The 25,322-nt window shown below is 71.5% G+C and carries 22 protein-coding genes; 10 read left to right on the top strand and 12 right to left on the bottom strand.

Annotated features, from left to right (window positions below):
• Window positions 1-11: 11 nt before the first annotated feature.
• Window positions 12-767 carry an SDR family oxidoreductase gene (locus ACZ466_RS16635; RefSeq protein WP_378289424.1) on the bottom strand — a complete coding sequence of 252 codons (756 nt, stop codon included), beginning with the start codon at window positions 765-767 and terminating at the stop codon, window positions 12-14.
• A gap of 203 nt (window positions 768-970) precedes the next feature.
• Here ACZ466_RS16635 and ACZ466_RS16630 point away from each other — a divergent pair, with 203 nt between their 5' ends.
• The 3 genes from ACZ466_RS16630 to ACZ466_RS16620 are packed head-to-tail and all read left to right on the top strand — an operon-like array spanning window position 971 to window position 2,992.
• Window positions 971-1,417: a VOC family protein gene (locus ACZ466_RS16630; protein ID WP_378289426.1), complete on the top strand. Its 447-nt coding sequence runs from the start codon at window positions 971-973 to the stop codon at window positions 1,415-1,417.
• A gap of 37 nt (window positions 1,418-1,454) precedes the next feature.
• On the top strand, window positions 1,455-1,658 hold the full coding sequence (locus ACZ466_RS16625) for a hypothetical protein (RefSeq protein WP_378289428.1): 204 nt from the start codon (window positions 1,455-1,457) through the stop codon (window positions 1,656-1,658).
• Window positions 1,655-2,992, top strand: coding sequence for a dihydrolipoyl dehydrogenase family protein (locus ACZ466_RS16620; RefSeq protein ID WP_378289430.1), 1,338 nt, complete (start codon window positions 1,655-1,657; stop codon window positions 2,990-2,992). Before ACZ466_RS16625 ends, ACZ466_RS16620 begins: the two co-directional genes overlap by 4 nt.
• Before the next feature lie 54 nt (window positions 2,993-3,046).
• Here the strand turns inward: ACZ466_RS16620 and ACZ466_RS16615 are convergent, their stop codons facing one another.
• Window positions 3,047-3,598, bottom strand: a complete 552-nt coding sequence (locus ACZ466_RS16615; RefSeq protein WP_378289432.1) for a dihydrofolate reductase family protein — start codon at window positions 3,596-3,598, stop codon at window positions 3,047-3,049.
• A 103-nt stretch (window positions 3,599-3,701) separates the two neighbouring features.
• Between ACZ466_RS16615 and ACZ466_RS16610 the strand changes: the two genes are divergently transcribed.
• Entirely contained in the window at window positions 3,702-4,160 is a 459-nt protein-coding gene (locus ACZ466_RS16610; RefSeq protein ID WP_378289434.1) for a MarR family winged helix-turn-helix transcriptional regulator, read from the top strand.
• A 45-nt stretch (window positions 4,161-4,205) separates the two neighbouring features.
• Window positions 4,206-5,537 carry an FAD-binding oxidoreductase gene (locus ACZ466_RS16605; protein WP_378289436.1) on the top strand — a complete coding sequence of 444 codons (1,332 nt, stop codon included), beginning with the start codon at window positions 4,206-4,208 and terminating at the stop codon, window positions 5,535-5,537.
• 3 nt (window positions 5,538-5,540) lie between these two features.
• Here ACZ466_RS16605 and ACZ466_RS16600 read toward each other — a convergent pair whose 3' ends face one another.
• The 3 genes from ACZ466_RS16600 to ACZ466_RS16590 form a co-directional block, all read right to left on the bottom strand.
• Window positions 5,541-6,710, bottom strand: a complete 1,170-nt coding sequence (locus ACZ466_RS16600) for an erythromycin esterase family protein (RefSeq protein ID WP_378289438.1) — start codon at window positions 6,708-6,710, stop codon at window positions 5,541-5,543.
• A 133-nt stretch (window positions 6,711-6,843) separates the two neighbouring features.
• A complete protein-coding gene (locus ACZ466_RS16595; RefSeq protein ID WP_378289440.1) occupies window positions 6,844-7,308 on the bottom strand; it encodes an iron chaperone in 465 nt (154 codons plus the stop codon).
• A gap of 62 nt (window positions 7,309-7,370) precedes the next feature.
• Window positions 7,371-7,838 carry a carboxymuconolactone decarboxylase family protein gene (locus ACZ466_RS16590; RefSeq protein ID WP_378289442.1) on the bottom strand — a complete coding sequence of 156 codons (468 nt, stop codon included), beginning with the start codon at window positions 7,836-7,838 and terminating at the stop codon, window positions 7,371-7,373.
• Window positions 7,839-8,012: 174 nt separating this feature from the next.
• Here ACZ466_RS16590 and ACZ466_RS16585 point away from each other — a divergent pair, with 174 nt between their 5' ends.
• Window positions 8,013-10,499 (top strand): tetratricopeptide repeat protein, encoded by a 2,487-nt coding sequence (locus ACZ466_RS16585; RefSeq protein WP_378289444.1) that lies wholly within the window; start codon window positions 8,013-8,015, stop codon window positions 10,497-10,499.
• Window positions 10,500-10,511: 12 nt separating this feature from the next.
• On the opposite strand, the gene ACZ466_RS16580 is transcribed toward ACZ466_RS16585, so the two are convergent.
• From ACZ466_RS16580 to ACZ466_RS16560, 5 genes are all read right to left on the bottom strand, one after another.
• Window positions 10,512-11,927, bottom strand: coding sequence for a sensor histidine kinase (locus ACZ466_RS16580; protein ID WP_378289446.1), 1,416 nt, complete (start codon window positions 11,925-11,927; stop codon window positions 10,512-10,514).
• 237 nt (window positions 11,928-12,164) lie between these two features.
• Window positions 12,165-12,923, bottom strand: a complete 759-nt coding sequence (locus ACZ466_RS16575; RefSeq protein ID WP_378289448.1) for an ABC transporter ATP-binding protein — start codon at window positions 12,921-12,923, stop codon at window positions 12,165-12,167.
• On the bottom strand, window positions 12,923-14,746 hold the full coding sequence (locus ACZ466_RS16570; RefSeq protein ID WP_378289450.1) for a branched-chain amino acid ABC transporter ATP-binding protein/permease: 1,824 nt from the start codon (window positions 14,744-14,746) through the stop codon (window positions 12,923-12,925). The genes ACZ466_RS16575 and ACZ466_RS16570 overlap by 1 nt, the downstream gene beginning before the upstream one ends.
• Window positions 14,746-15,636 carry a branched-chain amino acid ABC transporter permease gene (locus ACZ466_RS16565; RefSeq protein WP_378289452.1) on the bottom strand — a complete coding sequence of 297 codons (891 nt, stop codon included), beginning with the start codon at window positions 15,634-15,636 and terminating at the stop codon, window positions 14,746-14,748. The genes ACZ466_RS16570 and ACZ466_RS16565 overlap by 1 nt, the downstream gene beginning before the upstream one ends.
• Window positions 15,637-15,900: 264 nt before the next feature.
• Entirely contained in the window at window positions 15,901-16,581 is a 681-nt protein-coding gene (locus ACZ466_RS16560; protein WP_378289454.1) for a TetR/AcrR family transcriptional regulator, read from the bottom strand.
• A gap of 330 nt (window positions 16,582-16,911) precedes the next feature.
• Here ACZ466_RS16560 and ACZ466_RS16555 point away from each other — a divergent pair, with 330 nt between their 5' ends.
• From ACZ466_RS16555 to ACZ466_RS16545, 3 genes are all read left to right on the top strand, one after another.
• Window positions 16,912-18,066, top strand: coding sequence for an ABC transporter substrate-binding protein (locus ACZ466_RS16555; protein WP_378289456.1), 1,155 nt, complete (start codon window positions 16,912-16,914; stop codon window positions 18,064-18,066).
• An 88-nt stretch (window positions 18,067-18,154) separates the two neighbouring features.
• On the top strand, window positions 18,155-18,970 hold the full coding sequence (locus ACZ466_RS16550; RefSeq protein WP_378289458.1) for a class I adenylate-forming enzyme family protein: 816 nt from the start codon (window positions 18,155-18,157) through the stop codon (window positions 18,968-18,970).
• The gene (locus tag ACZ466_RS16545; RefSeq protein WP_464044075.1) at window positions 18,880-19,485 is read left to right on the top strand and encodes a hypothetical protein; all 606 of its coding nucleotides are present in this window, start codon (window positions 18,880-18,882) and stop codon (window positions 19,483-19,485) included. Before ACZ466_RS16550 ends, ACZ466_RS16545 begins: the two co-directional genes overlap by 91 nt.
• 61 nt (window positions 19,486-19,546) lie before the next feature.
• On the opposite strand, the gene ACZ466_RS16540 is transcribed toward ACZ466_RS16545, so the two are convergent.
• The gene (locus ACZ466_RS16540; RefSeq protein WP_378292756.1) at window positions 19,547-19,873 is read right to left on the bottom strand and encodes a hypothetical protein; all 327 of its coding nucleotides are present in this window, start codon (window positions 19,871-19,873) and stop codon (window positions 19,547-19,549) included.
• Window positions 19,874-19,997: 124 nt separating this feature from the next.
• A complete protein-coding gene (locus ACZ466_RS16535) occupies window positions 19,998-23,183 on the bottom strand; it encodes an AfsR/SARP family transcriptional regulator (protein ID WP_378292754.1) in 3,186 nt (1,061 codons plus the stop codon).
• 752 nt (window positions 23,184-23,935) lie between these two features.
• On the opposite strand from ACZ466_RS16535, the gene ACZ466_RS16530 reads away from it, so the two are divergent.
• Window positions 23,936-25,111 (top strand): hypothetical protein, encoded by a 1,176-nt coding sequence (locus ACZ466_RS16530; protein ID WP_378292752.1) that lies wholly within the window; start codon window positions 23,936-23,938, stop codon window positions 25,109-25,111.
• Window positions 25,112-25,322: the final 211 nt, after the last annotated feature.

The raw sequence follows: 25,322 nt of genomic DNA, 5'->3' as shown, positions 1-25,322 counted from the left end.
GGCGGCCCGCGCTAGACGAACTGCTGGCCGCCGTCGATGTCGTAGGTCGCGCCGGTGAGCGCCGTGTTGCTCATGAGGTGGACGGCGAGCGCGGCGACGTCGGTGGGGCCGACGACGCGGCCGATCGGGAGCGTCGCCCGCAGCTCGTTCCGGCGCTCCTCCACCCGGTCTCCGAGCAGGGCTGCCGACAGCGGCGTGTCGACGAATCCGGCGGCGATGAGGTTGACGCGGACGGGGGCGAGTTCGAGCGCGAGCGCCGCGGTGAACGGGGGCAGCGCGGCGGTGGCGGCGGAGGCGATCCCGAGGCCGTGGCCGATGCGGCGGCCGCCGGTGCCGCCCATGAGCAGCAGCGCGCCCCCGGGCCTGATCTTGGCGGCGGCGTTGCGCGCGACCTCGAGCCCCAGCACCAGGTGGTCGCTGACCGCATCGCGCACCTGGTCCGCGTCCATCTCGAGCAGGGGACCGTAGCGCGGGCCGCCCGCCGTGACCATCACATGGTCGATCGGCCCCGGCAGGTCCTGGAAGAAGCCCTTCAGGGAAGCCGGGTCGTGAGCGTCGAAGGCGGCGGTGCGTCGCGTTCCGAGGTCTTCTGCCGCCTGCTTGAGCCGGTCGGGGTCGCGGCCGGTGATGACGACCTCGGCCCCTTCGGCGAGGGCGCGCCGGGCCGTCGCGAACCCGATGCCCGCGCTGCCGCCGATCACGACGACGGTCTGCCCGATCAGTTCCGGTTCGCGGTGGACGGAACCGGGAGCGGTCGCGCTGGTCATGGTGCCCACCCTCATCGCCGCCGCCGACGGATGAAAGCCCGCACCGGCAAATAACCGCCATTCCAGGTAAAGGCGGGCCGAAACGGAGTCACTCCCGCAGGCTTTCCCCGATTATTTGCTGAAATTTGTCGACTTCGGGCAATGGGGGGCGTGAGGTTGGAGGTCAGGATCGGGCCAGCCGTCACCGGGGGAAAGGAACCGACATGGTGGAGACCAAGCTCGAGGTCGTGGTCCTGCCCGTCGCCGATGTGGACCGCGCCAAGGACTTCTACACGGCACTGGGCTGGCGGGAGGACGCCGACGTCACCACTGGTGACGATTTCCGGGTGGTGCAGATGACGCCGCCCGGTTCGGCGTGCTCGGTCATCTTCGGCACGGGCGTCACCTCGGACGCGCCGGGCTCGGCGCACGGCCTCCACCTGATCGTGGACGACATCGAGGCGGCCCGCGCCGAGCTGGCCGACCACGGCGCCGAGATGAGCGAGGTCTTCCACGACACCGGCGGCGTGTTCCACCACGCCGGGTCCCGGGAGCGGGCCTCGGGCCTGGCCCCGGACCGGACGAGCTACGGCTCGTTCGCCTCGTTCAGCGACCCCGACGGCAACGGCTGGTACCTGCAGGAGATCACCACGCGCCTGCCGGGCAGGTGATCGGGCGAGGCGCCCCGCGCGAAGAGGGAGTGACCGCATGCAAGCGACCTATGGTTCCGCGGCCGACCTGGCCGCCGCGTTGCGCCGTGCGGAGGACGCGCACGGCAGGCACGAGAAGGAGATCGGCCAGGCCGATCCGGACTGGCCCGACTGGTACGCCCAGTACATGCTGGACGAGCAGGCCGCCAGGCACGCCGACCCCGGCACCGGTGGATCGTCCGGACCGGGCGAGGGCACGTGACCGACTACGACGCCATCGTCGTGGGCGGCGGATCACCGGGTGAGCACTGCGTCATCGAACTGGCCGACGGCGGCCTGCGCGTCGCGCTGGTCGAGCGGGCCCTGGTCGGGGGCGAGTGCTCGTACTGGGCGTGCATCCCGTCCAAGACGCTGCTGCGCCCCGGCGAGGCCGTGCACGACGCGCGCGACGCGGCGGCCACCGCCGAGCTCGACGTCGGGGCGGCGCTGGCCTGGCGCGACTTCATGGTCTCCGGCTACTCCGACGCCCGGCAGGAGCGCCTGCTGGCCGACAAGGGCATCGCCCTGCTGCGGGGGACGGGCAGGCTCGCCGGGACGGGCGTGGTCGAGGTCGACGGCGTTCACCACTCGGCCCGGGATGTCGTGCTGGCGACCGGCTCGGATCCGGTCATCCCGCCCGTCCCGGGCCTGCGCGAACTCGACGGCGTGTGGACCAGCCGCGAGGCGACCGGCATGAAGGCCGTCCCGCGCCGCCTGCTCATCCTGGGCGGCGGGCCGGTCGGCGTCGAGATGGCCCAGGCCATGCGGCGCCTGGGCGCCGAAGTGGCCCTCGTCAACGGCGCCTCCCACGTGCTCGCCCGCGAACCGGCGCCGCTGGGCGAGGCGCTCGGCGAGGTGCTGCGGGAGGACGGCGTCGAGCTGCTGCTGGGCGTGCACGCGACCGTGGCGCGGCGCGACGGCGACGAGTACGTCCTGTCCCTCGAAGACGGCGGCGAGCTGCGCGGAGACCGCGTGCTCGTGGCCACCGGACGGCGCCCGCGCACCGCCGGGCTCGGCCTGGAAACGGTGGGCGTGCAGGCCGACGGGCACGGGATCCCGGTCGACGCGCGGCTGCGGGCCGCCGACCGGCTGTGGGCGATCGGCGACGTCACCGGCATCCGGCTGCTGACCCACGTGGGCAAGTACCAGGGCGAAGTCGTCGCCGCGAACCTTCTCGGCGAACCGCGTGAGGCCAACTACGAGGCCATACCGGACGTCGTCTACACCGACCCGCAGGCGGCCGCGGTCGGTGCGGCCGAAGCCCCGTTCACCGCGACCGTCCCGGTGTCGGAGGTGGCCAAGAGCGCCACCTACACGCGCGCCTACGCCGAGTCCAACGGATTCCTGACCCTGCTGTCGGACGGCGAGCGGCTGACCGGCGCCTACGCGCTCGGCCCCGAGGCGGGCGAGTGGATGCAGCAGGCCACCCTGGCCATCCGCGCCCGGGTCCCGCTGGCGGTGCTCCGCGACACCATCCAGCCCTTCCCCACCTTTTCCGAGATCTACGTCGGTGCCCTCAAGGCGCTCCGCACCACGATCGACCGTGCCGCCGCCTGACCCCTCGCGCCCCGGTGGGGGAGGGTGCGAGGGGTCCGTGGCGCGCGGGCACGTTCAGACGCCGGTGGGGCGGTAGGTGAGGACGGTGACGCCGGATTCGAAGGTGGTGGCGCCGGCCGCCTCGATGCCGGTGACGCTGCCGGGACGGAACAGCGGCTCGCCCTCGCCCTTGAGGACGGGGTAGATCCAGACCCGGTACTCGTCCAGCAGGCCGTGGGCGGCCAGCCCGTCGGTGAGGCGGCCGCTGCCCCAGATCAGGATGTCGCCGCCGTCCTGCTTCTTGAGGTCGGTGATCTGGCCGGCCAGGTCGGTGCCGTCGATCGCGACGGTGGGGTTCCAGGCGGAGGTGTCGACCGGCCGCGAGGCCACGACGTACTTGGTCATCGTGTCGTTGACGTGGTCGGCGTAGGGGTTGCCGCCCATGTGGGGCCAGGCCTGGGCCATGCCCTCGTAGGTGACGCGGCCGAGCAGCAGGGCGTCGCAGCCGGTGGTCATCTCGAAGGCGTAGGCCATGGCGTCGGGGCTGTTGTACTGCAGCGACCACTCGTGCGGGTTGTCGATGAAGCCGTCGACGGTGCTGTAGGTGGAAGCGATGATCTTGCGCATGATGGGGCCTTCCCGAGGTCGGTGGCGATCAACTGACCAGAACGATATAGTCACAGTCATTGATCGTCAAGAAGCTTGACTAATTTCCCCCAGGAGTTCCCGCATGACAAGCGACACCCTGCTCGACCTGGGCGTACTGACCGGCCAGCTGATGCGCGCGATCCAGGACGAGCTGTTCCAGCGGCTGGCCGAGGGCGGCCACCCCGACGTCCGGCCCCGGCACGGCACGGTCCTGGCCCACCTCCACGCGGGCGGGCTGCGGGCCACCGAGCTGGCCGAACGCTCCGGCCAGCACAAGCAGATCGTCGGCACGATCGTCGACGAGCTCGTCAAGCTCGGCTACGTCTCCCGGCAGCCCGACCCCGCCGACCGGCGCGCCAAGCTCATCGTCCCCACCGACCACGGAAGGGATGAGATCGAGACCGCCCGCGCCATCCTCGCCGGCATCGAGCGGCGCCATCGGGAGGCGCTGGGGGCCGACGGCTACACCGACTTCAAGCGGACCCTTCAGCGGATCACCGACCGCCAGCGCGGCTGGCGCGACGATGACGGAGGAGAATAGTCACGATGATTGACTATCAATATTCGTGACCATAGCCTGGCCGCCATGAACTCCACCTCCACCGCCGTCCGCGAGGTGCGCGCGGCCTTCGCCGGCGCCGTGCATCTGCCCGGAGAGACCGGCTACGACGAACTCCGCGGCACCCCGTTCGCGCCGATCGACCCGCGCCCCGCACTGGTCGCCGAGGCGACCGGGGCGGACGACGTACGGGCCGCGGTCCTGGCCGCCCGCGACGCCGGAATGGGGCTGACGGTGCAGGCCACCGGGCACGGCACCCACGTCCCCTGCGACGGCGGCCTGCTGCTGAGGACCTCCCGGATGGCCGGAGTGCTCGTCGACCCGCACCGGCGCCTCGCCCGCGTCGGCCCCGGCGCCGTGTGGGGGCAGGTCCTCGCGGCCGCCGCGCCGTTCGGCCTGGCCGGCCTGTCGGGCTCGCACGCCGGCGTCGGCGTGACCGGCTACACCCTGGGCGGCGGCCTGGGCTGGCTCTCTCGCGCGCACGGCTTCGCCGCCGACAGCCTGCTGCGCGCCCGGGTCGTCACGGCCGACGGGCGGATCGTGACCGCGTCCCCCGGCAGCCACCCCGACCTGTACTGGGCGCTGCGCGGCGGCGGGGGCAACTTCGGCGTGGTCACCGCGATGGAGTTCCGGCTGCACCCGGTGGGCCAGGTCTTCGCAGGCACGGCCTGCTTCCCGATCGAACGCGCCGCCGAGACCCTGACCCGCTACCGCGACTGGATCGACGGCGCGCCGGACCGGCTCAGCACCGCGCTGCTGCTCACCCCGATGCCCGACGCCCCCGAGGCGCACCCGTCCGTGCGCGGCCGCCGCGTCCTGCAGCTCAAGGCGATGTACGCCGGGAGCGCCGACCAGGCCCGGCGCCTGCTGCGGCCGCTGACGCGCGCCGCCGGCCCGGCGCTCACCGGGGACTTCCGCGTCCTGCCCTACGCGGAGGCGGCGATGGGCGGCACCGCCCCCGGCCAGGTCGAACTCCTCGGCGAGCTACCGGACGCGGCGATCGCGGCGATCGTGCGCGCCGCCGAGCCGTCCCACGGGCCGGCGGTGGAGATCCGGCACTGGGACGGGGCGATGGGCCGTCCCGGCACCGGCGCCGGACCGGCGGGCCACCGCTCCACCCGCCTGTCGGTGATCGCCGACACCCGCTCCCCGGCCCTGGCCGACGCCCTGCGCCCGCATTCCGGAGGCCGGGCGTTCCTGAACTTCCTGCACGACCCCACCCGGACCGCCGACGCGTACAGCGGCGCCGACCACCACCGGCTGGCCACCGTCAAGCGCCACTACGACCCCGACAACACCTTCGGCCTCACGCACAACATCGCGCCCGCCCCGCCCGCCGCCGTCCGCACCGCAGGATGAGGGCTAGCTCTGCGGGACGTCCTTGACGAACACGATGCCGTCGTAGTTCGCCAGGTGGGCCGGGTCCAGCGGTCCATAGCCGAAGTAGGGGGACACGCGAGGGACGAGGCGCGTTTCACCGAGTCCGTGGACGTCAACGACGGATTGGTCCTCGGGAAGCGCGTACAGGAGTCCCTCGATGGTGTCCGGGGGCGGAACGTCCACACCCTGGCGCCGCATCGTGCCGAGGGCCATGGCCAGGAACGCGTACTCCTCGCCCAGGTGGGCGCTACCGATCGCGCCGGCACTCCACCACTCCAGCCGCAGATCGCCCAACCGCATCGAGCTCCTGTCCCGCTGGAGGTGGGCGTTGTGGGCGAAGACCAGTGCCGGGCCCCGCTCGGCGACGGCGAGGAGGTTGGCCGCCATCATCGAATCCCGCAGGCCCAGCAGCCGCGGCATGCGGCCCGGCGAGGCGTCGGCCATCCAGTAGTGGTAGCGCAGCAGGCCGGTGGCGGTGCGCCCGTACAGGCGCGCCCGGTCCCACTCGTCCCGCGAGGTCGCCGCGATCAGGTGCGGCGTCTCCGCCTCCAGCAGCGCCACCAGATCGTCGGCGAGCAGTCGCAGCTCCCGGGCCTCGGCCGACCGCCCCACGGACCGGGACGGGTCCATCATCGCGTCGGGCTCGGTCCACCGGTCGTCGGCGCCGAGCAGGCGGTCGAGCGTTTCCGCGTCGCAGGGGAGCAGGTCGGCGCCGACCCGGGCGGCGAGGAAGTCGTGGAGCGCGGTGAGGGCCTCCCGTGGGGCGGCGGCGCCGGTGATCTCCAACGGGCCGTCGATGCCGGCGAACCGGAGTCGCTCGGACGCGGGCCGGCCGTCGTTGTAGGCGCGCATCCAGCGCACGAGCTCGCGGTTGGCCGCGGACGCGCCGAACCCGTGGCTGAATCCGCGCTCCATGACCTCGTCGAGCGTGCCCGTGCCCGCGGTGACGTGGTCGTCCACGACCAGGCCCATCATGCAGTCGCTCTCGATCGCGATCGACCGGTAGCCCTCCTGCTCGACGAGCTGCCGGAAGAGCTCGTTGCGCAGGACGAGCAGGGAGTCCTCGCCGTGGGTGGGCTCCCCCAGGGCGAGCACCCGCGGCCGGGACGGGAGCAGTCTCATGACGTCGGCGGCCTCGATGCCAGTAACCATGGCTTCAACCGTATCGTTGAACTAATCGGTTGAGACTTTCCCGCGATACCAGCAGAAACAATGGCTGAAACCTTCAACCGCGCTCAGCGCCTGACCGTACGGGCGGGCGCCGAGCGCGGCGTTCGGGCGGCGGTCAGCCGGCGGCCCTGGCGATGAGCTCGCCGATCCGTGCCTCGACGTCGGGGGTCAGCTCCGCCAGGGCGAAGGAGGTCGGCCACATGGCGCCGTCGTCGAGGCTCGCCACATCGTTGAAGCCCAGCGTCGCGTACCTCGCCTTGAACTTCTGCGCGCTCTGGAAGAAGCAGAGCACCTTGCCGTCCTTGCTGTAGGCGGGCATCCCGTACCAGGTCCTCGGCACCAGGGACGGCGCCGCGGCCTTGACGACGGCGTGGATCCGCTCGGCGAGGACCCGGTCCTCGTCCGTCATCTCGGCGATCTTCGCCAGGACGTCGCGCTCCCCGTCGGCCTTGGCCGAGCGCGGGCTGCGGCGCGCGGTCTTCTTGATCTCCTGGGCGTGCTCCTTCATCGCGGCTCGTTCGTCGTCGGTGAAGCCGTCGAACTTCTTGCCGGCCGCGGCGGTCTTCCGGGCTGCGCTCATGGTGGATGTCTCCCTCGTCCTTGCCTGCGAGTCGTCTGGTCGTTGCGTGGGCGGGTCCTGCCCTACCCCCAGGCGCCGGCGATCTGCCTGGTCGTGGCGTTGAGCCGGTTGAACAGGTTGGTGACGCCGATCATCAGGACGATCGCGGCGAGCTGCTTCTCGTCGAAGTGGGTGGCGGCGGCGTCCCAGATCTCGTCGTTCACCGCGTCGGCGCGGTCGGCCAGCCGGGTCGCGGCCTCGGCCAGCGCGAGCGCCGCCCGCTCCTCGTCGGTGAAGTACGGGGCCTCCCGCCAGGCCGCGACGGTGGCCAGCCGCTCCTCGCTCACCCCGGCCTTGCGCGCGGTCTTGGCGCCGCCGTCCACGCAGGCGCTGCAGCCGTTGATCTGGCTGACCCGCAGGTGGACCAGTTCCAGGATCGCGCCCGCCACCCCACCGGAGTGGACGGCCTTGAAGATCTCCTGGATGGGCTGCATCGCGCCGGACAGGACGACGGCGGGGTTCTGCATACGAGGCTGCGTACGGGACTGCATCGGGTTTCTCCTCTACCGGGTCGGTGCCCCTCGGGGGCGTGGCCCCATCACATCCGGAGGGGGCCTACCATGACGACGGCGGTGGGACGCCCTGGGACACCTGCAACGGCTCTGAGCAGCGAAGACCCGTCCCGGGAAAGCTCCGCCGGGGTGGGACGGGAAGGCGGGGGAACGGTGGTCGTACAGCGGCAGCCGACGGGGAAGGACGATCCGCAGGACGAGCTGGCGGCCCGGCTGCGCCTGCTCCAGGAGGTGTCCGGACGCGGCGTCCGGGCCCTCGCGCGGGACGCGGGCCTCAGCTCGTCGTCGCTGTCGCGCTACCTGAGCGGCCAGACGGTGCCGCCCTGGACGGCGGTGATCGCGCTCTGCCGACTCCTCAAGCGCGACCCGCGCCCGTTGCGCCCCCTGTGGGAACGGGCCTCCAACCCGCTGCCGGCGCCTCCGAAGACCAGCCGCCAGGTCCAGCCCCCGGCGCCGCCCGCCGGGGCGCCGCGTCCACCCCGCAACGATCTGCCGCGCGACGTGCCCGACTTCACCGGGCGCGAGGAGCAGCTCGCCGCCGTGCTCGCCGCGGTGGAGGGCAGCCGGGTGGTCGCCGTGGACGGGATGGCGGGCGTCGGCAAGACCTGCCTGGCGGTGCACGCCGCGCACCGGCTCGCCGCCGAGTACCCCGACGCCCAGCTCTACGTCGACCTGCACGGGTTCACCGCCGGGCGGGAGCCGCTCGATCCCGACCCCGCGCTGCGGACCCTGCTCGCCGCCCTCGACGTGCCGTCGGAGAAGATCCCGCAGGAGGGCGGCATCGAGCCGCTGGCCGCCTGCTGGCGGTCGGAGCTGGCGCACCGGCGGGCCGTCGTGGTCCTCGACAACGCTGCGGACGCCGACCAGGTCCGCCCGCTGCTGCCGGGCGCGGGCCCGTCCGTCGCGCTGATCACCAGCCGCAACCGGTTGCTGGGCCTGAACGAGGTGCCCCCGGTGTCGCTGGACGTGCTGACCGAGCGGGAGAGCGCCGAGCTGCTGGCCCGCGCCAGCGGCGACCCGGCCGGACCGGACGGCCGGCTGTCCCGCGACCCGGAGGCCGCCGCCGAGGTGCTGCGGCTGTGCGGCCACCTGCCGCTGGCGCTGCGGCTGGCCGCGGCGCGGCTGCGGCACCGGCCGGGCTGGACCGTGGGCGTCCTCGTCGAGCGGATGGCCGAGGGCGCCTCCGAGTTCGACACGGCGTTCGCCATGTCCGTGCGGCAGCTGGACCGGGCGCAGCGCCGCTTCTTCCGGCTGCTGGGCCTGCTGCCCGTCGCGGCCTTCGACGAGTACGTGGCGGCGGCGCTGGCGGACGTGCCGCTGCGCACCGCCCGGGAGATGCTGGAGGACCTGCTCGACGCGCACCTCGTCCAGCAGCCCGCGGCGGGCCGCTACCGGCTGCACGATCTGGTCCGCCAGCACGCGCGCCGCGCCGCCACCGAGCAGGACCCGCCGGCGGAGCCGGAGCGGGCGCTGGGCCGGGTGCTCGACTACTACGTGCACGCGGCGGCCGCCGCCGACGCCGCGATGTCGTACCTGCCGCCCGTCCTGGAGGTCTCCGCGGGCCGGCCTCCGGCCGAGCTGCCGGCGTTCGCCGGCAAGCACGCGGCGCTGTTCTGGTTCGGGACGGAGTACACCAACCTGATGGCCGTCTTCGAGGCGGCGGTCGCGGCCGGAGCCGACGCGCACGTGTGCGAGCTGCCGCGTTTCATGCGGGCCTTCTTCGCGCGGCGCTGCGGCACGACGCACCTGAACGTCCTCTTCGAGCGGTCGCTGGTCGCCGCGCAGCGCCTGGGCGATCCGCTGCAACTGGCCGAGGCGCACAGCGATCTGGGCTTCGCCCGCTACAACGCGGGCCGGATGGCGGAGGCGGACGCCGCGTACGAGGCGGCGGCGCCGCTGGTGTCCCAGGCGGGGGGCGGCAGATCCGAGGCCGAGCTGACCATGCGCCGCGGCTACCTGAGGTGGGACGAGGGCCGCGTCGAGGAGCCGCTCGACCTCTTCCGGCTGGCGGGCAGGCTGTACGCGGACGCCGGCTGCCCGATGGGCGCGGCCCACGCGACGGCGTACGAGGCGTGGGCGATGCTGCAGCTGGGACACCGCGAGGAGGCGGCGCGGCTGGCCCGCGAGGCGCTGGACGTTCCGCACGCCGATCCCGCCTGGCCGCCCACACTGACGGCCCGGATCACCCTCGGCGTGGCCATCGCCGACGAGGAGCCCGAGGCGGCGATGGCGCACCTGGAGCAGGCGCTCGCGCTGGCCCGCGAGGACGGGCACAGGCACAACGAGGCGTGGTGCCTCAACTGCCTGGGCGTCGCGCTGCGGCGGACGGGCCGGTACGAGGAGGCGCTCGCCGGCCACCGGCGGGCGTTCGCCCTGCTGGACGAGCTGTTCGAGGAACACTGGAAGATCCATTTCCTGGACGGCTACGCCGAGACCTGCCGGCTGGCCGGCCTTCCCGGCGAGGCCCTGCGGCTGCACCGGCAGGCGCTGGAGCTGGCCCCGCGCCTGGGGTACAGGTACGCGGAGGCGCTGGCACACGAGGGAGTCGCCGCCGTCCTCGACGAGACGGACCCGCCCGCGGCCGCCGAGCACCGCGCGGCCGGGCAGGCCATCCTGCGGGAGCTCGCCCCGGGCGCCTGACAGGGGCGCCCGTCAGGGGCGCCGGCCGTCGGGGAGCGGGCCGAGGGGGAGGCGCAGGACCAGGCATGCCCCGCCCAGCGGGGAGTCCTCGACGGTGAGGGTGCCCTGGTGGGCGTGGGCGATGTCGCGGGCGATGGCCAGGCCCAGACCGGTGCCTCCGTGGTGGCGGCTGCGGGCGCTGTCGAGCCGGGCGAACCGCTGGAAGACTCTGTCCCGGTCGGCGCTCGGGATGCCGTCGCCGTCGTCGCAGACGCGCAGTTCGGCGCTGCCCGAGTCGTGGCTGACCTTGAGGCGCACCTGGTGGTGCGCGTGCCGGTGGGCGTTGTCGAGCAGGTTGCCCAGGACCCGGTCGACCAGTTCCGGCGAGGCGTTGATCATCACGGCGGGTTCCAGGGACGATTCCACCGGTTCCCCCGGACGCCCCGACAGGTGCCGGCGGGCGAGTTCGGTGAGGTCGAGCGGCTCCGCGGTCTGGGCCGTGCCGGCTTCGACGCGGGCCAGCAGGAGCATGTCGGCGATGATGGACTGGATCCGGTCCAGGTCGCTCAGCGTGCGGTCGAGCAGCGGAGCCAGGTCGGTGTCCTCCGGGTGCAGCCGCGCCTCCTCGAGCTGGACGCGCAGGCCGGCCAGCGGGGTGCGCAGTTCGTGCGAGGCGTCGGCGGTGAACTGCCGTTGCCGCTGCACGGCGTGCTCCAGCCTTCCCAGGGTGGCGTTGACGGTCCGGGCGAGCTGGGCGACCTCGTTCCGCGTCCCGGGATCGGGAACCCGGTCGGTCAGGTGGTTGACGTTGATCCTGCCCAGGGCGCCGCTGATGGCCTGCACGGGGCGCAGCACCCGGTCGGTGATCTTCCACGTTCCCCATCCCGCCAGGCCGATCAGCGCGAGGGCCTGGAGCGCGAAGAGCGTGTCGAACGTTCCGACGGTCAGGCCGCTGGGGGCGCGCCTGCCGGCATACACCACGGGCGAACCGGCGGCGGGCCACACGCGTTCGGCCGAGATCCGCAGGCACCCGCCCTGGCCCCGTCCGCAGACCCGGACGTTCATCCAGGGCCGGACCGCCGTCGGCCACGCGGTGGCGATCGGCGGCCGCCCGCGGGCGGCGGGCGAGGCGGCGATGACCCTCCGGCCGGGCGCCACCACCTGGACCAGGTCGGTCTTCGGCACGTGCGGCACCACCGAACCCGCCTCCGCCCCGGCTCCCGTGCCGGCGGTCGTTCCGGCCACCGCGCCCTGCCGTACCGCGGTCGCGGTCGTCGCGGCGGTGCTCCGCAGGTGGCGCCAGGTGCTGCCGGCCAGCACGTTCCTGGCCAGCACCGCGCTGGCCAGGCAGGCCGGGACGAACAGCAGCGTCGCCACGACGACCGCGATGATCGTCAGCTGCCCGCGGATCGATTGCGGCCAGTGGATCGGCCCTGCGGGAACCTTCATGCCAGTCACCCGGGCATCTCTGGGCAGCGCCCGGCGTCCATGGCGCACCGGCATGATCAAGAGGTGGCCGGCAGGGCCCGGTGAGGTCCTTGACGGCCACGCCCGATGACCGGCCTCGCCCGCGTGCGCTACGTGGAGACCGTCGTCGCTCGTCTAGCGGATAGGTCCTTACCAGCAACAATACCCGTTATGCCGGAAGGGGCCCGGTGGGCACCGGGCCCCTTCGCAAGCCGCCGGCTACAGGCGGAGGTAGGCGGCCTGGACCTCGTCGTTCGCCCGCAGCTCGTCCGACGTGCCGGACACCTGCACGCGGCCGCGTTCCAGGACGTAGGCCCGCGCGGCGATCCGCAGGGCCGTCCTGGCGTTCTGCTCGATCAGCAGCACGGACGTGCCGGCCGCCCCGAGCGCGGCGATCTCCTCGCCCATGCGCTCGACGGCGATCGGTGACAGGCCCAGCGACGGCTCGTCGAAGACGATGAGGCGGGGGCGCACCACCAGCGCCATCGCGATGGCGAGCAGCTGCGCCTCCCCGCCCGACAGCGAGCTGGCGTAGGCGGACCGCCGCTCGCCGAGGATCGGGAAGCGGCGGAGCAGCTCCTCGATGTCGCGCTGGACCGCGTCGGACTCGTGGCGGCGGACCCAGGCCGCGATGAGGAGGTTCTCGACGATCGTCTGGCGGGCGAAGACCCGGCGCCCCTCCGGCACCAGCGCCACCCCCCGCCTCATGATCTCGCCGGTGGGGCGCCCGGTGATGTCGTGCCCGTCCAGGGTGATCCGGCCGGAGCCGGGACGCAGCTGGCCGATGATCGACTTCGCCAGTGTCGACTTGCCCGCGCCGTTCGCGCCGAGCAGCGCGACGATCTCCCCCGGGGCGACCTCCAGGCCGACCTCATGGAGCACGTCGGCGCCGTAGCCGGCCACGAGCCGCTCGACGACCAGCGACGCGCCCCCCTCGGGGAGGGTCGGAGGGGCCTTCTTCCAGGCTCGCAACCGCATCAGTGGGCATCCTTCATCGTCTCGTGGCCCGTGGAGTCCGTGCCGAGGTAGGCCTCGACGACCGTCTCGTCGCGCGCCGCGCCGGACGGCGTCCCCCGGAAGATCACCCGGCCCGCGTCGAGGACGGTCACCTCGTCGCAGACGCGCAGCACCAGGTCGAAATGATGCTCGATGAGGATCACCGTGACACCGCGGTCGGCGACGGCCCGGATGATCCGTTCGACGGTCCGGAGCTCCGCGACCGTCAGCCCGGCCGCCGGTTCGTCCAGGAGCAGGACCTGCGGCCGGGTCGCGAGGGCGCGCGCGATCTCGAGCTGGCGGCGCTGGCCGGGCCCGAGCGTGCGCGCCTCGTGGTCGCGCACCCCGCCGAGGCCGACCACCTCGAGCCACCGCTCGGTCTCCTCGCGCATCGCGCGCCGCTCGCGGACGGCCCGGGGCAGGCGGAACAGGTACTCGGCGTAGGTCGCCCGCCGGTGCGAGTCGATGCCGGGCATGAGGTTCTCGAGGACGGTGTGGTGATCGAGCAGCGCGGGGTGCTGGAAGGTCCGCGACAGCCCCGACCGGCTGCGCTTGGACGGCTTCCCCGTCAGCGGCCGGCCGGCGATCGTGAGCGAGCCGGCCGAGGGCTCCAGGTAGCCGCAGACGCAGTTCAGCAGGCTCGTCTTGCCCGCCCCGTTCGGCCCGATCAGCCCGTGCACCGTGCCGGGGCGGGCGACCAGCGAGACGTCGTCGAGGATCCGCGCCGCCCCGACGTTCCACGAGACGCCCTTCGCCTCCAGCGTCGCACCCGCGGTCTCGGGCATCGTCCGCTCGATGAGCTCCTCGACCGGTGCCTCCTCGGCCGCCTCGGCCGCGGCGCCTTCCGGCGGCCGCCGGAACCGGCCCGCCAGCATGCTCCACAGCCGGTTGACGAGCTCGACCGTCCCGCCCGGGGCCAGCAGGACCACGGCGAGGACGATGACGGCATAGGCCAGCGAGGAGACCGTCCCGCCCGAGGCGAACTTCTCGTTCAGGCCGAGCGTGATCGCGGCGACGATGATCGAGCCCGCCACCGGCCCGTTCACCGACGCCTGGCCGCCGACCACCACGATGACGAGGATGAGGATCGCGTAGCTGAGCGTGAACGTCTCGACGCTGGTGAAGCCGTTGAGGATCGGCCACATCGCGCCCGCCAGGCCCGCGAGCCCCGAGGAGATCCCGACGGCGGCGAGCTTCGTGCGGGGGACGTTGACGCCGAGGGACTCCGCCAGCTCGGGCGCGACCCGTCCGATCTCCCACGAGCGGCCGAGCGGGCTCTTGATGAGGTTGCGGCAGAACAGCCACGCCACCGCGGCGACCGCGGTCACCAGGTACCACTGCTGTGCCGTGCCGAGCTCGGCGGGGAACGCCGGGACGCCGTCACCGCCCAGCGTGAAGCTCTTGAAGTACTGGATCGACGAGTTGAGCGCCGCGAGGTAGAGCAGCGTGATGACCGCGATCGCGAAGGGCGCCATCCGCAGCGACGGCACCGACGTCACGACGCCGACCACCACGCACAGCAGCGTCGCGACGACCGCGCCGACGCCGAACGACCACTCCCAGTGGTACTGCCCGAGCGCGACCGTGTAGGCGCCCAGAAGCGCGAACGCCGCGTGCCCGAACGAGATCGTGCCCGCGTACCCGAACACGATGTTGAAGCCGAGCGCGGTGATGAAGTACGTCGCCGCGGTCGTCAGGGTCGTGAGCCGGAAGGAGTCGAAGAAGACCGGCGTGGCCAGGATGATGGCGAGGGGGACGAGGATCGTCCGGGCGATCGAGATCCGCCCCAGCACGTTCATCGCCATCAGACGACCCGGTAGGACTGGCCCAGGATGCCCTGGGGACGGACATAGAGCAGAGCGACCAGCGCGATGAGCACGATGGGGTCCTGGAGTCCTGTGTCTAGATAGCCGACGGTGAACTGTTCCACTGCGCCGAGGGCCATCCCGCCCGCGACGGCGCCCGAGATCCTCGGCATGCCGCCGATCGCGGCGGCCACGAAGCCCTTGATCGTCAGCGCGGCGCCCATGGCGACGCTCGCCTGGGTGACGGGCCCGGCGGCGAACCCGGCGATCGCCGCCAGCGCCGCGCCGACCGCGAACGCCATCGTCTGGAGCGACCGGACGGGGATCCCGCGCATGGCGGCGGCCTCCCGGTCGTCGGCCAGCGCCCCGAGCGACCGGCCGGGGGCCGTCGACTTCGTGAACCACCGGACGAACAGCAGCATCAGACCGAGCACCACGATGGGGAACAGCCGATCGGGCGTGATGAACACGCCGCCGATCGAGTACGTCTCGGTCCAGGGCAGGAAGCTGTCGAACCTGCGGGTGTCGGTCCCCGTCGACCCCTGCACGATCACCTCGGTGAAACCCGAGGTCAGGAGCAGGGCGATCGCGAGGGTGGACACGATCGCCGTGGTGTGCGCCCGCTCTCCGAGGGGCCGGACGGCGACGCGGTCGGTGACCGCGCCGAACAGCGCCGCCGCCGCGACGGCCACGGCCGCCGCGAGCACGACCGGCAGGCCGGCCGACGACCACAGGATGACGCCGAGCATCGCCCCGATCATGACGGCCTCGCCGTGCGCGAAGTTGAAGATGCGCGTCGCGCCGATCGTGAGATTGAGCCCGACGGCGATGCTCGCGTAGATCGCGCCGGTCTGCACGGCGCGTAGCACGATGTTCAGCAACTCGATCAACCGGAACCTCCGTGTTCCGGCCGAACGTAGCAGGCTTTCAATTTTGACATCAATACCAAATTTGCGCCCGTTCCGACCCGCTCCGTCTCCGAGTCCGTGCCGGGTGCGCGCGGACCGCCACCGACCCGTCGGCCCGGACCGCCCGGAACGACCGAAACCCCGGCGCGGTCACAAGTTCACAAGCCCGGCCGCCCGTGACCCCGCGCGGTCACGCGGTCATGGGGTCATGGGGTCACGCGGTCCGGGAGCACGGGGGCGCGGGGCTCAGGACGGCGGCGAGGGGGAGCCGATCGCGTTTCCCCAGAGCAGCGTCAGCTGGTCGAGGGCCTTCTCGAGCTCGTAGGTGCCCTGCCGGACGTACATCTCGGCGAACTTGGCGACCATGCCGCCGAGGATGTTGGCCGCGTACCAGGGGTCCACCCGCGCGTCGGCCACGCCCTCCTTCTGGAGCCGCCGGATCGAGCGCTCCAGCCGGGAGGCGAACTCGTCGTCGCGGGCGGCGCGGGCGGCCCGCACCTCGTCGTCGTACCGGGAGACCTCCTCGATCACCTTCATGATCTCGGCGGACTCGATGTAGGCGGTCAGGTACGCGCGGTTGGCGGCGCGGATCCGCTCGATCGGGTCGAGGGGCCCGTCCTCGCCCGTGACGAACGACAGCAGGCTCACCTCCTGCTGCTCGGCCACCTCGCGGAAGATGTGCTCCTTGGAATTGAAGTAGTGGTAGAAGGAACCGTGCGACATCGACGCCTCGTCGGCGATGTCCGCGATGCGCGCGTCCAGGAAGCCGTCGCGCTCGAACACCCGCTTCGCCGCTTCGAGAAGGCGTGCCCTCGTGCGGGCCCCTTTGGGGGAACGCGGCGTCGGGTCGGCCTGAGATGAGGATCGGGCATGCGGTCGTTTCGACGCCGCGTTCGGCCGCCGTGCCCGCTTCTCTCTCTCGGCCATCGTGCCCCTTCCTTCAGACTGCGCCGGAACGCGAACCCACGTTAACGGTCGCTCCTCCGCGGCAGTGAACCCGAAGTCATGGCGAAAGTCACGGTCCCGGCGCGCGGCCGGGCCCGCGCCGCCCGGCCGCCTCCCGGGGTGGTCCGGGGCGTCACCTGCGGCGGTATCGGCCCCCTCCGCGGGACGGCACCCAGCGTGTCGGCGACACTACATCTTGTACTCAATATTGATATCGATGCAGAAATCAGCCATCATCGGCCGACGCGACCCATCGACCTCCTGGGAGGCAGCGTGAGGCTCACCGGTTCACGCCCTCGACCACCCCTGTTCATGACAGCCCTCACCGCACTCCTCCTCACCGCGACGGCGGCGTGCGGCGGCGGGGCGTCCACCGGCGGGCAGGGGGGCGACGACGGCAAGCCGATCAGGGTCGGCGTCCTGCTGTCGAGCGTCGGCGCGCTCAAGTCGATCACCGAGGGGTACAACGAGGGCTTCGAGTTCTTCAAGAAGAAGAACCCGACGATCCTCGGCCGGCCCATCGAGTACGTCCGGCTGGAGGACGGCGCCACCCCGGCGACCGCGGTGCCCGCCGCGCAGAAGCTCATCCAGAAGGAGAAGGTCGACGTCATCGTCGGGCCCTATCTCTCCGGGCCGACCAGCGCCGTGCTGCCCTACTTCAACCGGGCCAAGCTGATCAACATCAACATGTCCGCCCTCACCGACGCGGGCAATGCCGAGAAGTACCCCTTCACCTTCCACAACGAGTGGTGGAAGGACGCCGAAGGCAAGGCGCAACTGGCGCACGCGTGCAAGCTCGGCGCGAAGACGGTCGCCACGATCGTCGTCAACAATCCGCTCGGAACGGAGACCGACGCCTCGATCAAGCACAATATCGGCAGCGCCCCGTGCAAGCTCCAGTATCTCGGCGCGCAGCAGTTCTCGGCCGGGGCCCCGGACGTCACCGCCCAGGCGACGGCCGCGCGGAGCGCCGATGTCGTGGTGACGGGCGCCGCCGCCGCCACCGACTTCGCCTCGATCATCAAGTCGCTGATGCAGGTCCAGTACAAGGGCTGGATCATGGGCAACCAGGCGATCGGTGAGGACAACACGCTCAACCTCCTGCCCGCCGAGGCCGCCAAGCAGATCATTCCGTTCGGCAGCACGCCGCAGACGCAGAAGCCGCTGGGCAAGGACGTCCAGGGTCTGTTCGATGGCGTGCGCCAGAACCTGGGCAAGGACCCGGGCGGCTTCTGGGGCAAGGCGTACGACTCCATGCTCATGATCAAAATGTCGGCGGAGGGCGCCAAGTCGCTCGACAGCGCCGCGATGAAGAAGTGGCTGGAGACGAACAAGTTCTGCGGCGCCTGGGGGTGCTTCGGCTTCACCGCCGCCTCGCATCACCCGTTCGAGCCCAAGGACAACCTGCCCTACCAGCCGGGCACCTCCGTCGGCGGTATCGCCGAGCCCTGGAAACAGCCGAAGTGACCGGAGGGTCGCGCCGCCCGGGGCCTCGGGCGGCGCGACCGCCGGCGTCGGAGACGTGACCGCGGCACCCCCACCCGGGAGACTCGCTGTGAGCGGTGGAAGCGCACTGGTTTTCGAGGAGCGGGAGTACACGGCGGCGGAGCTGGACGGGCTCGCCGGCGGGTTCGCGGCGGAGCTCGCGGAACGCGGCGTCCGGGCGGGCGACCGGGTGGCGCTCATGTCGTCGAACCGCCCCGAGTTCGTGATCGCCGTCCAGGCGATCTGGCGGCTGGGCGCGGCGGCCGTCCTGCTGAGCCCCGCGTGGAAGCGCGGCGACGTCGAGCACGCCCTGGCGATCACGAGCCCGTCGCACGCGGTCGGTGACCACGACGTGCTGGCCGGCCTGATGCCCATGCGCCACCTGGACGCGCCGATCACCCCCGGGCGGCGCACGTTCCCCGAGGTCGACCAGCACGCCGACGCGGCGCTGGTCTTCAGCTCCGGGACGACCGGGCTGCCGAAGGCGGTCCGGCACACGCACGCCTCGTTCGGCGCCGCGGTCCGGCACTGGCGGGACGCGTTGGGGCTGACCGCCGCCGACCGGCTGCACATCACCACGCCCCCCTCGCACATCCTCGGCCTGCTCAACATCGTCACCGCCCTGGACACGGGGATCCGGCTGCGCCTGCACCGCCGGTTCGACCTGGATCTCGTGCTGAGGCACATCGAGTCGGACCGGATCACCGTGGAGATGGCGGTCGCGCCGATCGCGCTCGCGCTGGCCTCGCACCCGGACCTGGAGTCGTACGACCTCTCCTCGCTGCGCTTCATCATGTGGGGCGCGACCCCGGTGACCCCGAGCGTCGCCGAGACCGTCACCCGCCGGACCGGCGTCGGCTGGCTCCCCGCCTACGGCGCCGCCTGACCGGCCTGGACGACACCCGCACCCTCTCCCTGGACGTCCTGCCGCCGGCGCAGGCGGTCGCCCTGTTCAGCCGCGCGGCCCGCGTCCCGGACACACCGGCCGTGGCCGAGATCGCGGAGCGATGCGGGCACCTCCCGCTCGCCCTCCGCATCGCCGCCGCCCGCCTCCGGGCGCACCCCAGCTGGAACCCGGCCCACCTCCTGGACCGGCTGAACGACGACCGGCTGGCCGAACTGCGGGCGGGCCGCCACAGCGTCGCCGCCGCCCTGGACCTCTCCTACCAAAGGCTCACCGCCGACCAGAGACATGCCTACCGGCTGCTGGGCTCGCACACCCCCGGCGGCTTCAGCGCCGCCGACGCCGCCGTCCTCCTGGAAACGACCGAGCCGCGCGCGAGACGCCTCCTGGACCACCTCCTGGACGTCCACCTCCTCCAGGAGCCCGCCCCGAGCCGGTACCGCTTCCACCCCCTGATCCGAACCCACATCACCACCCGGCTCACCGCCCAGGACTGAGGGCACGCCAGGGGAGGACGTGCCTTCTCGGGCCTCGGTTCGCGCTGAACGCCGTGAAGGCTCAAGATTCTCGTTCTTCGTTCGGGGGAGGGAGCGCGCCCAAGTGGACGTTCTTCGCCTGGATCGCAGTGCCGGACACGGGTCCGCCTATCGTGTTGTGAACGCTGCCGGGCGTGGCGCGTTGTGCGTCATCATCCCTGTCCTCTCGCCTGGACGAGATCAGGCCGAATACAGCGACTCCGAGCCCCGCGAGCCCGATGAGCGCGCCGAGCGAACTGGCTATTTTGTCGGCTCTATCGAGGCCGACGATCACAAAGAGGGCGGCGACTGCGACGATGGCGATCACCCCGACGATCAGTCCGCACCAGCCCAGCACGCGTCTCGACATGCTGCCATCATCGGCCGTAACGCGGAATGGGGGAAGTTGATCGCTTGGATGGGCGGCGGCGCGGCAGGTACACCGGATCTCCGAGGCCCGGTACCAGGAGTTCTCACAGGCCGGACGTGCTTCGTCAGGAAGCGATCTCGTTGATCGTATGCAGCCTTATCGCGATGGACTCCGCCTCCGGCACACCCAGTTCTTCAAAGATCTCCAGGGCCTGGCGCCAGTGGATGCGCGCGGCCTGCTCGCCCTCCAGGTGGAAGATGGTCGCGGCGATGCCCTCATGCACCTTGGCCTGCTGATACGGAGCGCTGATGTCGCGGGCCATGGCAAGGGCTCTGTTGTAGTGGTCGAGAGCGACCGGGTAACGGCAGCAGGACTGGTGGGCGTCCGCCATCCCGCGCAAGGCCCGCACCCGCTGATACCGGTCACCGACCTCCTGGGCGGTGTCCTCCGCCTGTTGGTGGTGGACGAGTGCCTCGCCGGGGTGTCCCATCAGCAGATAGGTGGTCCCGATGCTGTTGAGCGTGTCGGCGACGTTCCGCCGGTCGCCGATGTCGCGGAAGACCGTGATCGCCTCCCGGTAGAAGCGCAGTGCGGTGGTGTAGTCGCCCTTGTACTGGTGGACGCCGCCGATGTTGTTGTTGAGAATCGCCTGTTGCTGCACCCCGCCGATCTTTTTGAAGATCGCACTCGATTCCTGGTAATGGCGGATTGCGTCCCGGTGGAATCCGCGCTGCCGCTGGACGTCCCCGATATTGTTGAGCACCATCGCCTCCCGGCGCCGATCTCCCAACCTCCGAAGCATGGCGAGAGAGAACTCCAGATGCTGCAGGGCTTCCCCATAGCGGCCGAGATGCCACAGCACGATGGCGGCGTAGCCGAGCGAGTCCGCCTCGCCGTGCGCATCATCGGCCTGCCGGTGGAGATCCTGCGCCTCCTGATGGTGGGCCAGAGCCTCCCGGTAGCGTGCCGTGGTCCACAGGACGATGCCGATGCGGTCCAGGGTTTCGGCTTCGGCCGCCCGATCGCCCAGTGAACGAAAGATGGGCAATGCCTCAGCGGCGTGGTCCAGCGCTGCCTTGTGATCACCAGTGCGGAACCGCGTGAAGCTCAGTTCGAAGAGTGCCTGGGCCAGCGCCTCCGGGCTGCACGTCTCCCGTGCCGCCCGCACGGCCGCCTCCTGACCCCGGCCGGCGTCTTCGCGTTCCCCCTGTGTTTCGAGGTACTGAGAGAGCGTATGGATCAGCAGTGCACCGCTCTCCTTCATCTCATGCTTGATGGAATGTTCGGCCAGTGCCAGGCAGTTGCGCCATTCTCGTTCCAGCCACGCCGCCGCGTCGGCGGGGTGCACCAAATCGTGCACCCGGTCGCGGTCGTGAGAGGTCGGTGCGTTCCCGCGGACCTCGGAGAGATCGCGCCTGCGCCGGTGCGGATAGAGCACGCGATCGGCACTGTCGGCGCGTCGCAGGTAGTGGTGCACGAGCCGGGACAGGACGCGTCTGCGCTCACCGCCGGAATCCTCGTCGAACGCCCGCGCGCGGGCGAAACCGCGCACGATGTCGTGCATGCGCACTCGTCCCGGCGCCTGCTCGTGAAGGAGATGGTGATCGATGAGGACGTCGAACTCCGCCAGTACCTCTCTTGTGGGCCGGGCGACGAGCGCCGCCGCGCCTTCCGCCGTGATGTCCGGGCAGGGGCTCCATCCCAATCGCCGAAACAGGCATTGCTGCTCTTCGGTGAGGTCGCGGTAGGAGCGATCGAAGGCCGCACGTGCCACCGGTTCATCCAGTTCGTCGCTGTCGTCCGGTGTGGCCCCGGCACTCCGGTACAGCCGGTGCCGTTCCCCTCGGTGCACGTCGGCGCCGGTTTCGGCAGCCCTGGCGGCCTGTGCCGCGGCGAGGCGCAGTGCCAGCGGATGTCCACCGCTCCGGCGTACAACTTCGTCGACGGCGTCCGAGCCCAAGCCGTCCCCGGTGACGTGGACCACCAACCGGCGTGCCTCCCCCGGCGGGAGGACGTCCAACCGCAGGTACCGCGCGCCGGGCAGTCCGGCCAGCTTGCGCCGGCTGGTGACCAGGACACGGCAGGTCGGGATGCCCGCGATGACGGGACGGATGTGATCCAAGCCGATGGCGTCGTCCAGGACCACGATGGCACGCCGTCCGGACATCTCCCGCCGCCACAGCTTGGTGCGCTCGACGCGGGAGACCGGAATGCGATGCGGCGGAACGCCGAGCGCACGCAGCAGTTCGGTCAGGACGGCACCGGCCGAGAGCGGCGGTCGCGCCTCGTCATGCCCGCAGAGTCGCACGTGCAGCGCCGCATCGGGGAACCTGCCGGTCAGTATGTGCGCGGCGCGGAGGGCGAGGGCGCTCTTGCCGATCCCGCCCATGCCGGTGACGACGTCGACCATGGGTTGCGGCGCACCCGCATCGGCAGGAGCGGTGAGGACCTCCAGTTCGCGCACACGTCCGGTGAAACCGGCGGGCGCTTCGGGCAGCGAACGCGGTCGCGGCATTCCGCCGCCCCGAAGGAAACGCGGTGTCACGCCGAGATCCGGGTCGCGCCGCAGGATGCGTTCGTGCAGATCCCTTAACCGCGGACCGGGGTCGGAGCCTTGCTCCGAAGCCAGCAGGCGGGCGGCGCGTCGGTAGACCTCGAGCGCGTCCGCCGCTCGGTCAAGCCGGTAGAGGGCTGTCATCAACTGGGCGGTGGCCCGCTCGTCCATGGGACGCTCAGAGGTCAGCCGCTGCAGTTCGGCGATGACCTCACCGTGCCGTCCCAGCCGAAGTTGCAGGTCGATGCGCTCCAGCCGCGTACCGTGCCGCTCCTCTTCCAGGCTCTCCCGCAGTGCCCGGATCCAGTCCCCGGTCAGGCCAGCCAGTGGCTCGCCGCCCCACAGCTCCTCGGCTTCGGCCAGGAGCGCGACGGCGTGCTCGTCGTCCCCGCTCTCGGAGATCGCGCGCGCCTGGCGGCGAAGCCCACGGAACCGGTGCAGGTCGACCGACTCCGGGTGCAACGTCAGGCGGTAGCCGCCATGACCGGACTCGACCGGGGACGGTCCGCCCGGCTCCGCTCCCGTCCGGCCGCGGAAGCGACTCCGCAGCCGGGTGACATAGCTCGTGAGTGTGGTGCGCGCCTGTGCGGGCCGGCGCTCACCCCAGATCCGTCCCGCCAAGGTGTCCGCCGAGACGACGCTGCCGCATTCCACCGCGAGAATCGCGAGCAGACAGCGTTCCTTCGGCGATCCGAGCTCCTGCGAGACCCCGCCCGCTCGCAGTTCCACGGCACCCAGAAGCTTGATCTCCTCCATCTCCGCTCCCCGTGTACAGCCCCGATTTTGGATATTTGGGAGTGTTTCATGCGGTTTGTCGTATTACCAGCCGCTGGACCTTGAGTCGAACGTGAGAGTGTCCTCACTTCCGCGAGGAGGTGCGAACGTTCTTTCGAACAATGATGGTGCAACTATTGAAGGTACAACGAAAGGGTCGGACCTATAGCAGAGGCTGCTGGCGCCCGGTGGGTCATAAATCAAGATTGTTGTGATTTGGGAGACATGATCTACTTGCCTGACAGGCCTGGTCTAAACTGTGGCGCGTGCCTTGATCGGGGCGGGAGTTCCGGATTGGGGAAGTGCTAGTCTGCGTGTGCATCTGCATGCGCAGGTGCACGGTCACTTGCGTGGCTCTTAATGTTCGAAGAGGCAGAGAGATCAATATCGATGCACAGGCGCATTCATGAGATTCTCAGTTTCATCGTCAACACGGGCTTTGTCGTCCTGGCGGTGATGATCTTCATGGTCTGACGTTTCACACGCGCCGGAGGGCGGGACCGGTTCCGGTCCCGCCCTCCGTTCTGCGGCAGGTGAACCGCGGTGTGCAACATCTTCGTCCCGTCCGGTGCAGGCGCCCCGTCCACATGCCCGACCCATCGTGACACCACCGGCGGCCCGCTGCGGGCCGCGACCGTCACGTTGCGGGAGGCGCGATGCCATCTGAAGGTTGGTCCCCGGGGCCCTACGGACTGGACGCCGCGAAGGGGGCGACCGTCCGGACGCGGCGCACCGTGCTCGCGGTCGTGCACCACCTCACCGCGGTAACGCGGCTGAACGACGTGCTCACACTGGTGGAGCCGGACCAGCGCGTCCAGACAGTGCACACGGTGGCGCCGTCGTCGGTGTTCTCAAGAGGGGTCGTCGATCATCTGCGGGCGACGGGAGCGTGCCTGGTCCCCTTCGACCACGCGACGCAGATGCCATGGGACCTGGCGGTCGCCGCAGGCGACGGAGCGCTGGAGCGGCTGCACGCTCCGGTCCTGCATCTCCAGCACGGAATGGGCCCGACCATGCTGAGCCGGCGCTGGGCCGGCGCCGGAGACGCGGCGTCCCGGCCGGTCGCGGGACTGCGGCGGGAAGCGTTTGTGGCCGGCGGCCGGGTCATTCCCTCGACGATCGCCCTCGCCCATCACGATCATCGGAACCGTCTGCTGGAGGTCTGTCCCGAGGCCGGGTCCGCCGTCCGGGTGGTGGGCGATCCCGCCTTCGACCGCCTGTCGAAAAGCCGTCCGTCACGAGCGGCCTACCGAGAGGCGTTGGGCGTCGCCGGAGACCGGCGCCTGGTCCTCGTCTCGTCCACCTGGGGGCCGCGCGGCCTCTTCGGCGTGGATCGCGAACTGATCCGTCGACTCGCCGCGGAACTGCCCCCAGAACGGTACGCCGTCGTGGTGGCCCTCCATCCATCCATCTGGTCCTGGCATGGCCGACGGCAAACAATTGCTTGGTGTGCGGCCGGGATGCGGGCCGGCGCCGATCTGCTGCCGCCTCATGAGGGCTGGCGTGCCGCGCTGGTCGCCGCCGACCTGGTCGTCGGCGATTACGGGACGGCAACGTACTTCGGGGCCGCGCTCGGTACTCCGGTACTGCTGGCGACCTTCCCCGACGGCGACGCGTTCCCTGCCTCCCAGGCGGAACTGCTTGGCCGCCTCGTTCCGCGCCTGGACCCGGAGCGGCCCTTGCTCCCGCAGATCGAGACGCACGCCGGACTCCGAGCCCAAGGCGGGCCGTCCATCGGCGCCGTCCTCCGAGACAGGCTCACCTCCGAGCCGGGGCGCTCAGCCGTCCTTCTGCGCAGGGAGATCTACCGGCTGCTGCGTTTGGAGGAGCCTCCGGACCCCCCTCTCCTGGATCCCGTGCCCATGCCCCGGCTTCTCACAGGCCCGTCCGACTTGGAGGCGGTACGTTGAGCGCCGTCTTCGTCCAAGCCCGCATCGTGCGCGATGACCTCACGCACACCGCGCCCGGCTTGGGAGTCTCCGCACTGGCCCCGGACGCCTCAGATCCGGTCGGCCTGGCCCGGACTCCGCACCAAGGGCCGGTACACGTCACCGCTAGGACCGGACATGGAGTGATCAGCGTGACGCTGTGCGCGCTACGGGCCTCGCGAGTCCTCTCCGG

It is taken from the genome of Actinomadura rugatobispora, assembly GCF_055379765.1.
This window is presented reverse-complemented; position numbering and strand designations above follow the sequence as displayed.

What these genes read in the sequence shown, in the direction of transcription:
- ACZ466_RS16540 (WP_378292756.1), bottom strand. Translation starts at nt 19,873, where the DNA reads ATGTCGAGACGCGTGCTGGGCTGGTGCGGACTGATCGTCGGGGTGATC.
- ACZ466_RS16560 (WP_378289454.1), bottom strand. Translation starts at nt 16,581, where the DNA reads ATGGCCGAGAGAGAGAAGCGGGCACGGCGGCCGAACGCGGCGTCGAAA.
- ACZ466_RS16555 (WP_378289456.1), top strand. Translation starts at nt 16,912, where the DNA reads ATGACAGCCCTCACCGCACTCCTCCTCACCGCGACGGCGGCGTGCGGC.
- ACZ466_RS16625 (WP_378289428.1), top strand. Translation starts at nt 1,455, where the DNA reads ATGCAAGCGACCTATGGTTCCGCGGCCGACCTGGCCGCCGCGTTGCGC.
- ACZ466_RS16580 (WP_378289446.1), bottom strand. Translation starts at nt 11,927, where the DNA reads ATGAAGGTTCCCGCAGGGCCGATCCACTGGCCGCAATCGATCCGCGGG.
- ACZ466_RS16630 (WP_378289426.1), top strand. Translation starts at nt 971, where the DNA reads ATGGTGGAGACCAAGCTCGAGGTCGTGGTCCTGCCCGTCGCCGATGTG.
- ACZ466_RS16600 (WP_378289438.1), bottom strand. Translation starts at nt 6,710, where the DNA reads ATGGTTACTGGCATCGAGGCCGCCGACGTCATGAGACTGCTCCCGTCC.
- ACZ466_RS16615 (WP_378289432.1), bottom strand. Translation starts at nt 3,598, where the DNA reads ATGCGCAAGATCATCGCTTCCACCTACAGCACCGTCGACGGCTTCATC.
- ACZ466_RS16610 (WP_378289434.1), top strand. Translation starts at nt 3,702, where the DNA reads ATGACAAGCGACACCCTGCTCGACCTGGGCGTACTGACCGGCCAGCTG.
- ACZ466_RS16575 (WP_378289448.1), bottom strand. Translation starts at nt 12,923, where the DNA reads ATGCGGTTGCGAGCCTGGAAGAAGGCCCCTCCGACCCTCCCCGAGGGG.
- ACZ466_RS16535 (WP_378292754.1), bottom strand. Translation starts at nt 23,183, where the DNA reads ATGGAGGAGATCAAGCTTCTGGGTGCCGTGGAACTGCGAGCGGGCGGG.
- ACZ466_RS16590 (WP_378289442.1), bottom strand. Translation starts at nt 7,838, where the DNA reads ATGCAGTCCCGTACGCAGCCTCGTATGCAGAACCCCGCCGTCGTCCTG.
- ACZ466_RS16605 (WP_378289436.1), top strand. Translation starts at nt 4,206, where the DNA reads ATGAACTCCACCTCCACCGCCGTCCGCGAGGTGCGCGCGGCCTTCGCC.
- ACZ466_RS16635 (WP_378289424.1), bottom strand. Translation starts at nt 767, where the DNA reads ATGACCAGCGCGACCGCTCCCGGTTCCGTCCACCGCGAACCGGAACTG.
- ACZ466_RS16595 (WP_378289440.1), bottom strand. Translation starts at nt 7,308, where the DNA reads ATGAGCGCAGCCCGGAAGACCGCCGCGGCCGGCAAGAAGTTCGACGGC.
- ACZ466_RS16570 (WP_378289450.1), bottom strand. Translation starts at nt 14,746, where the DNA reads ATGGCGATGAACGTGCTGGGGCGGATCTCGATCGCCCGGACGATCCTC.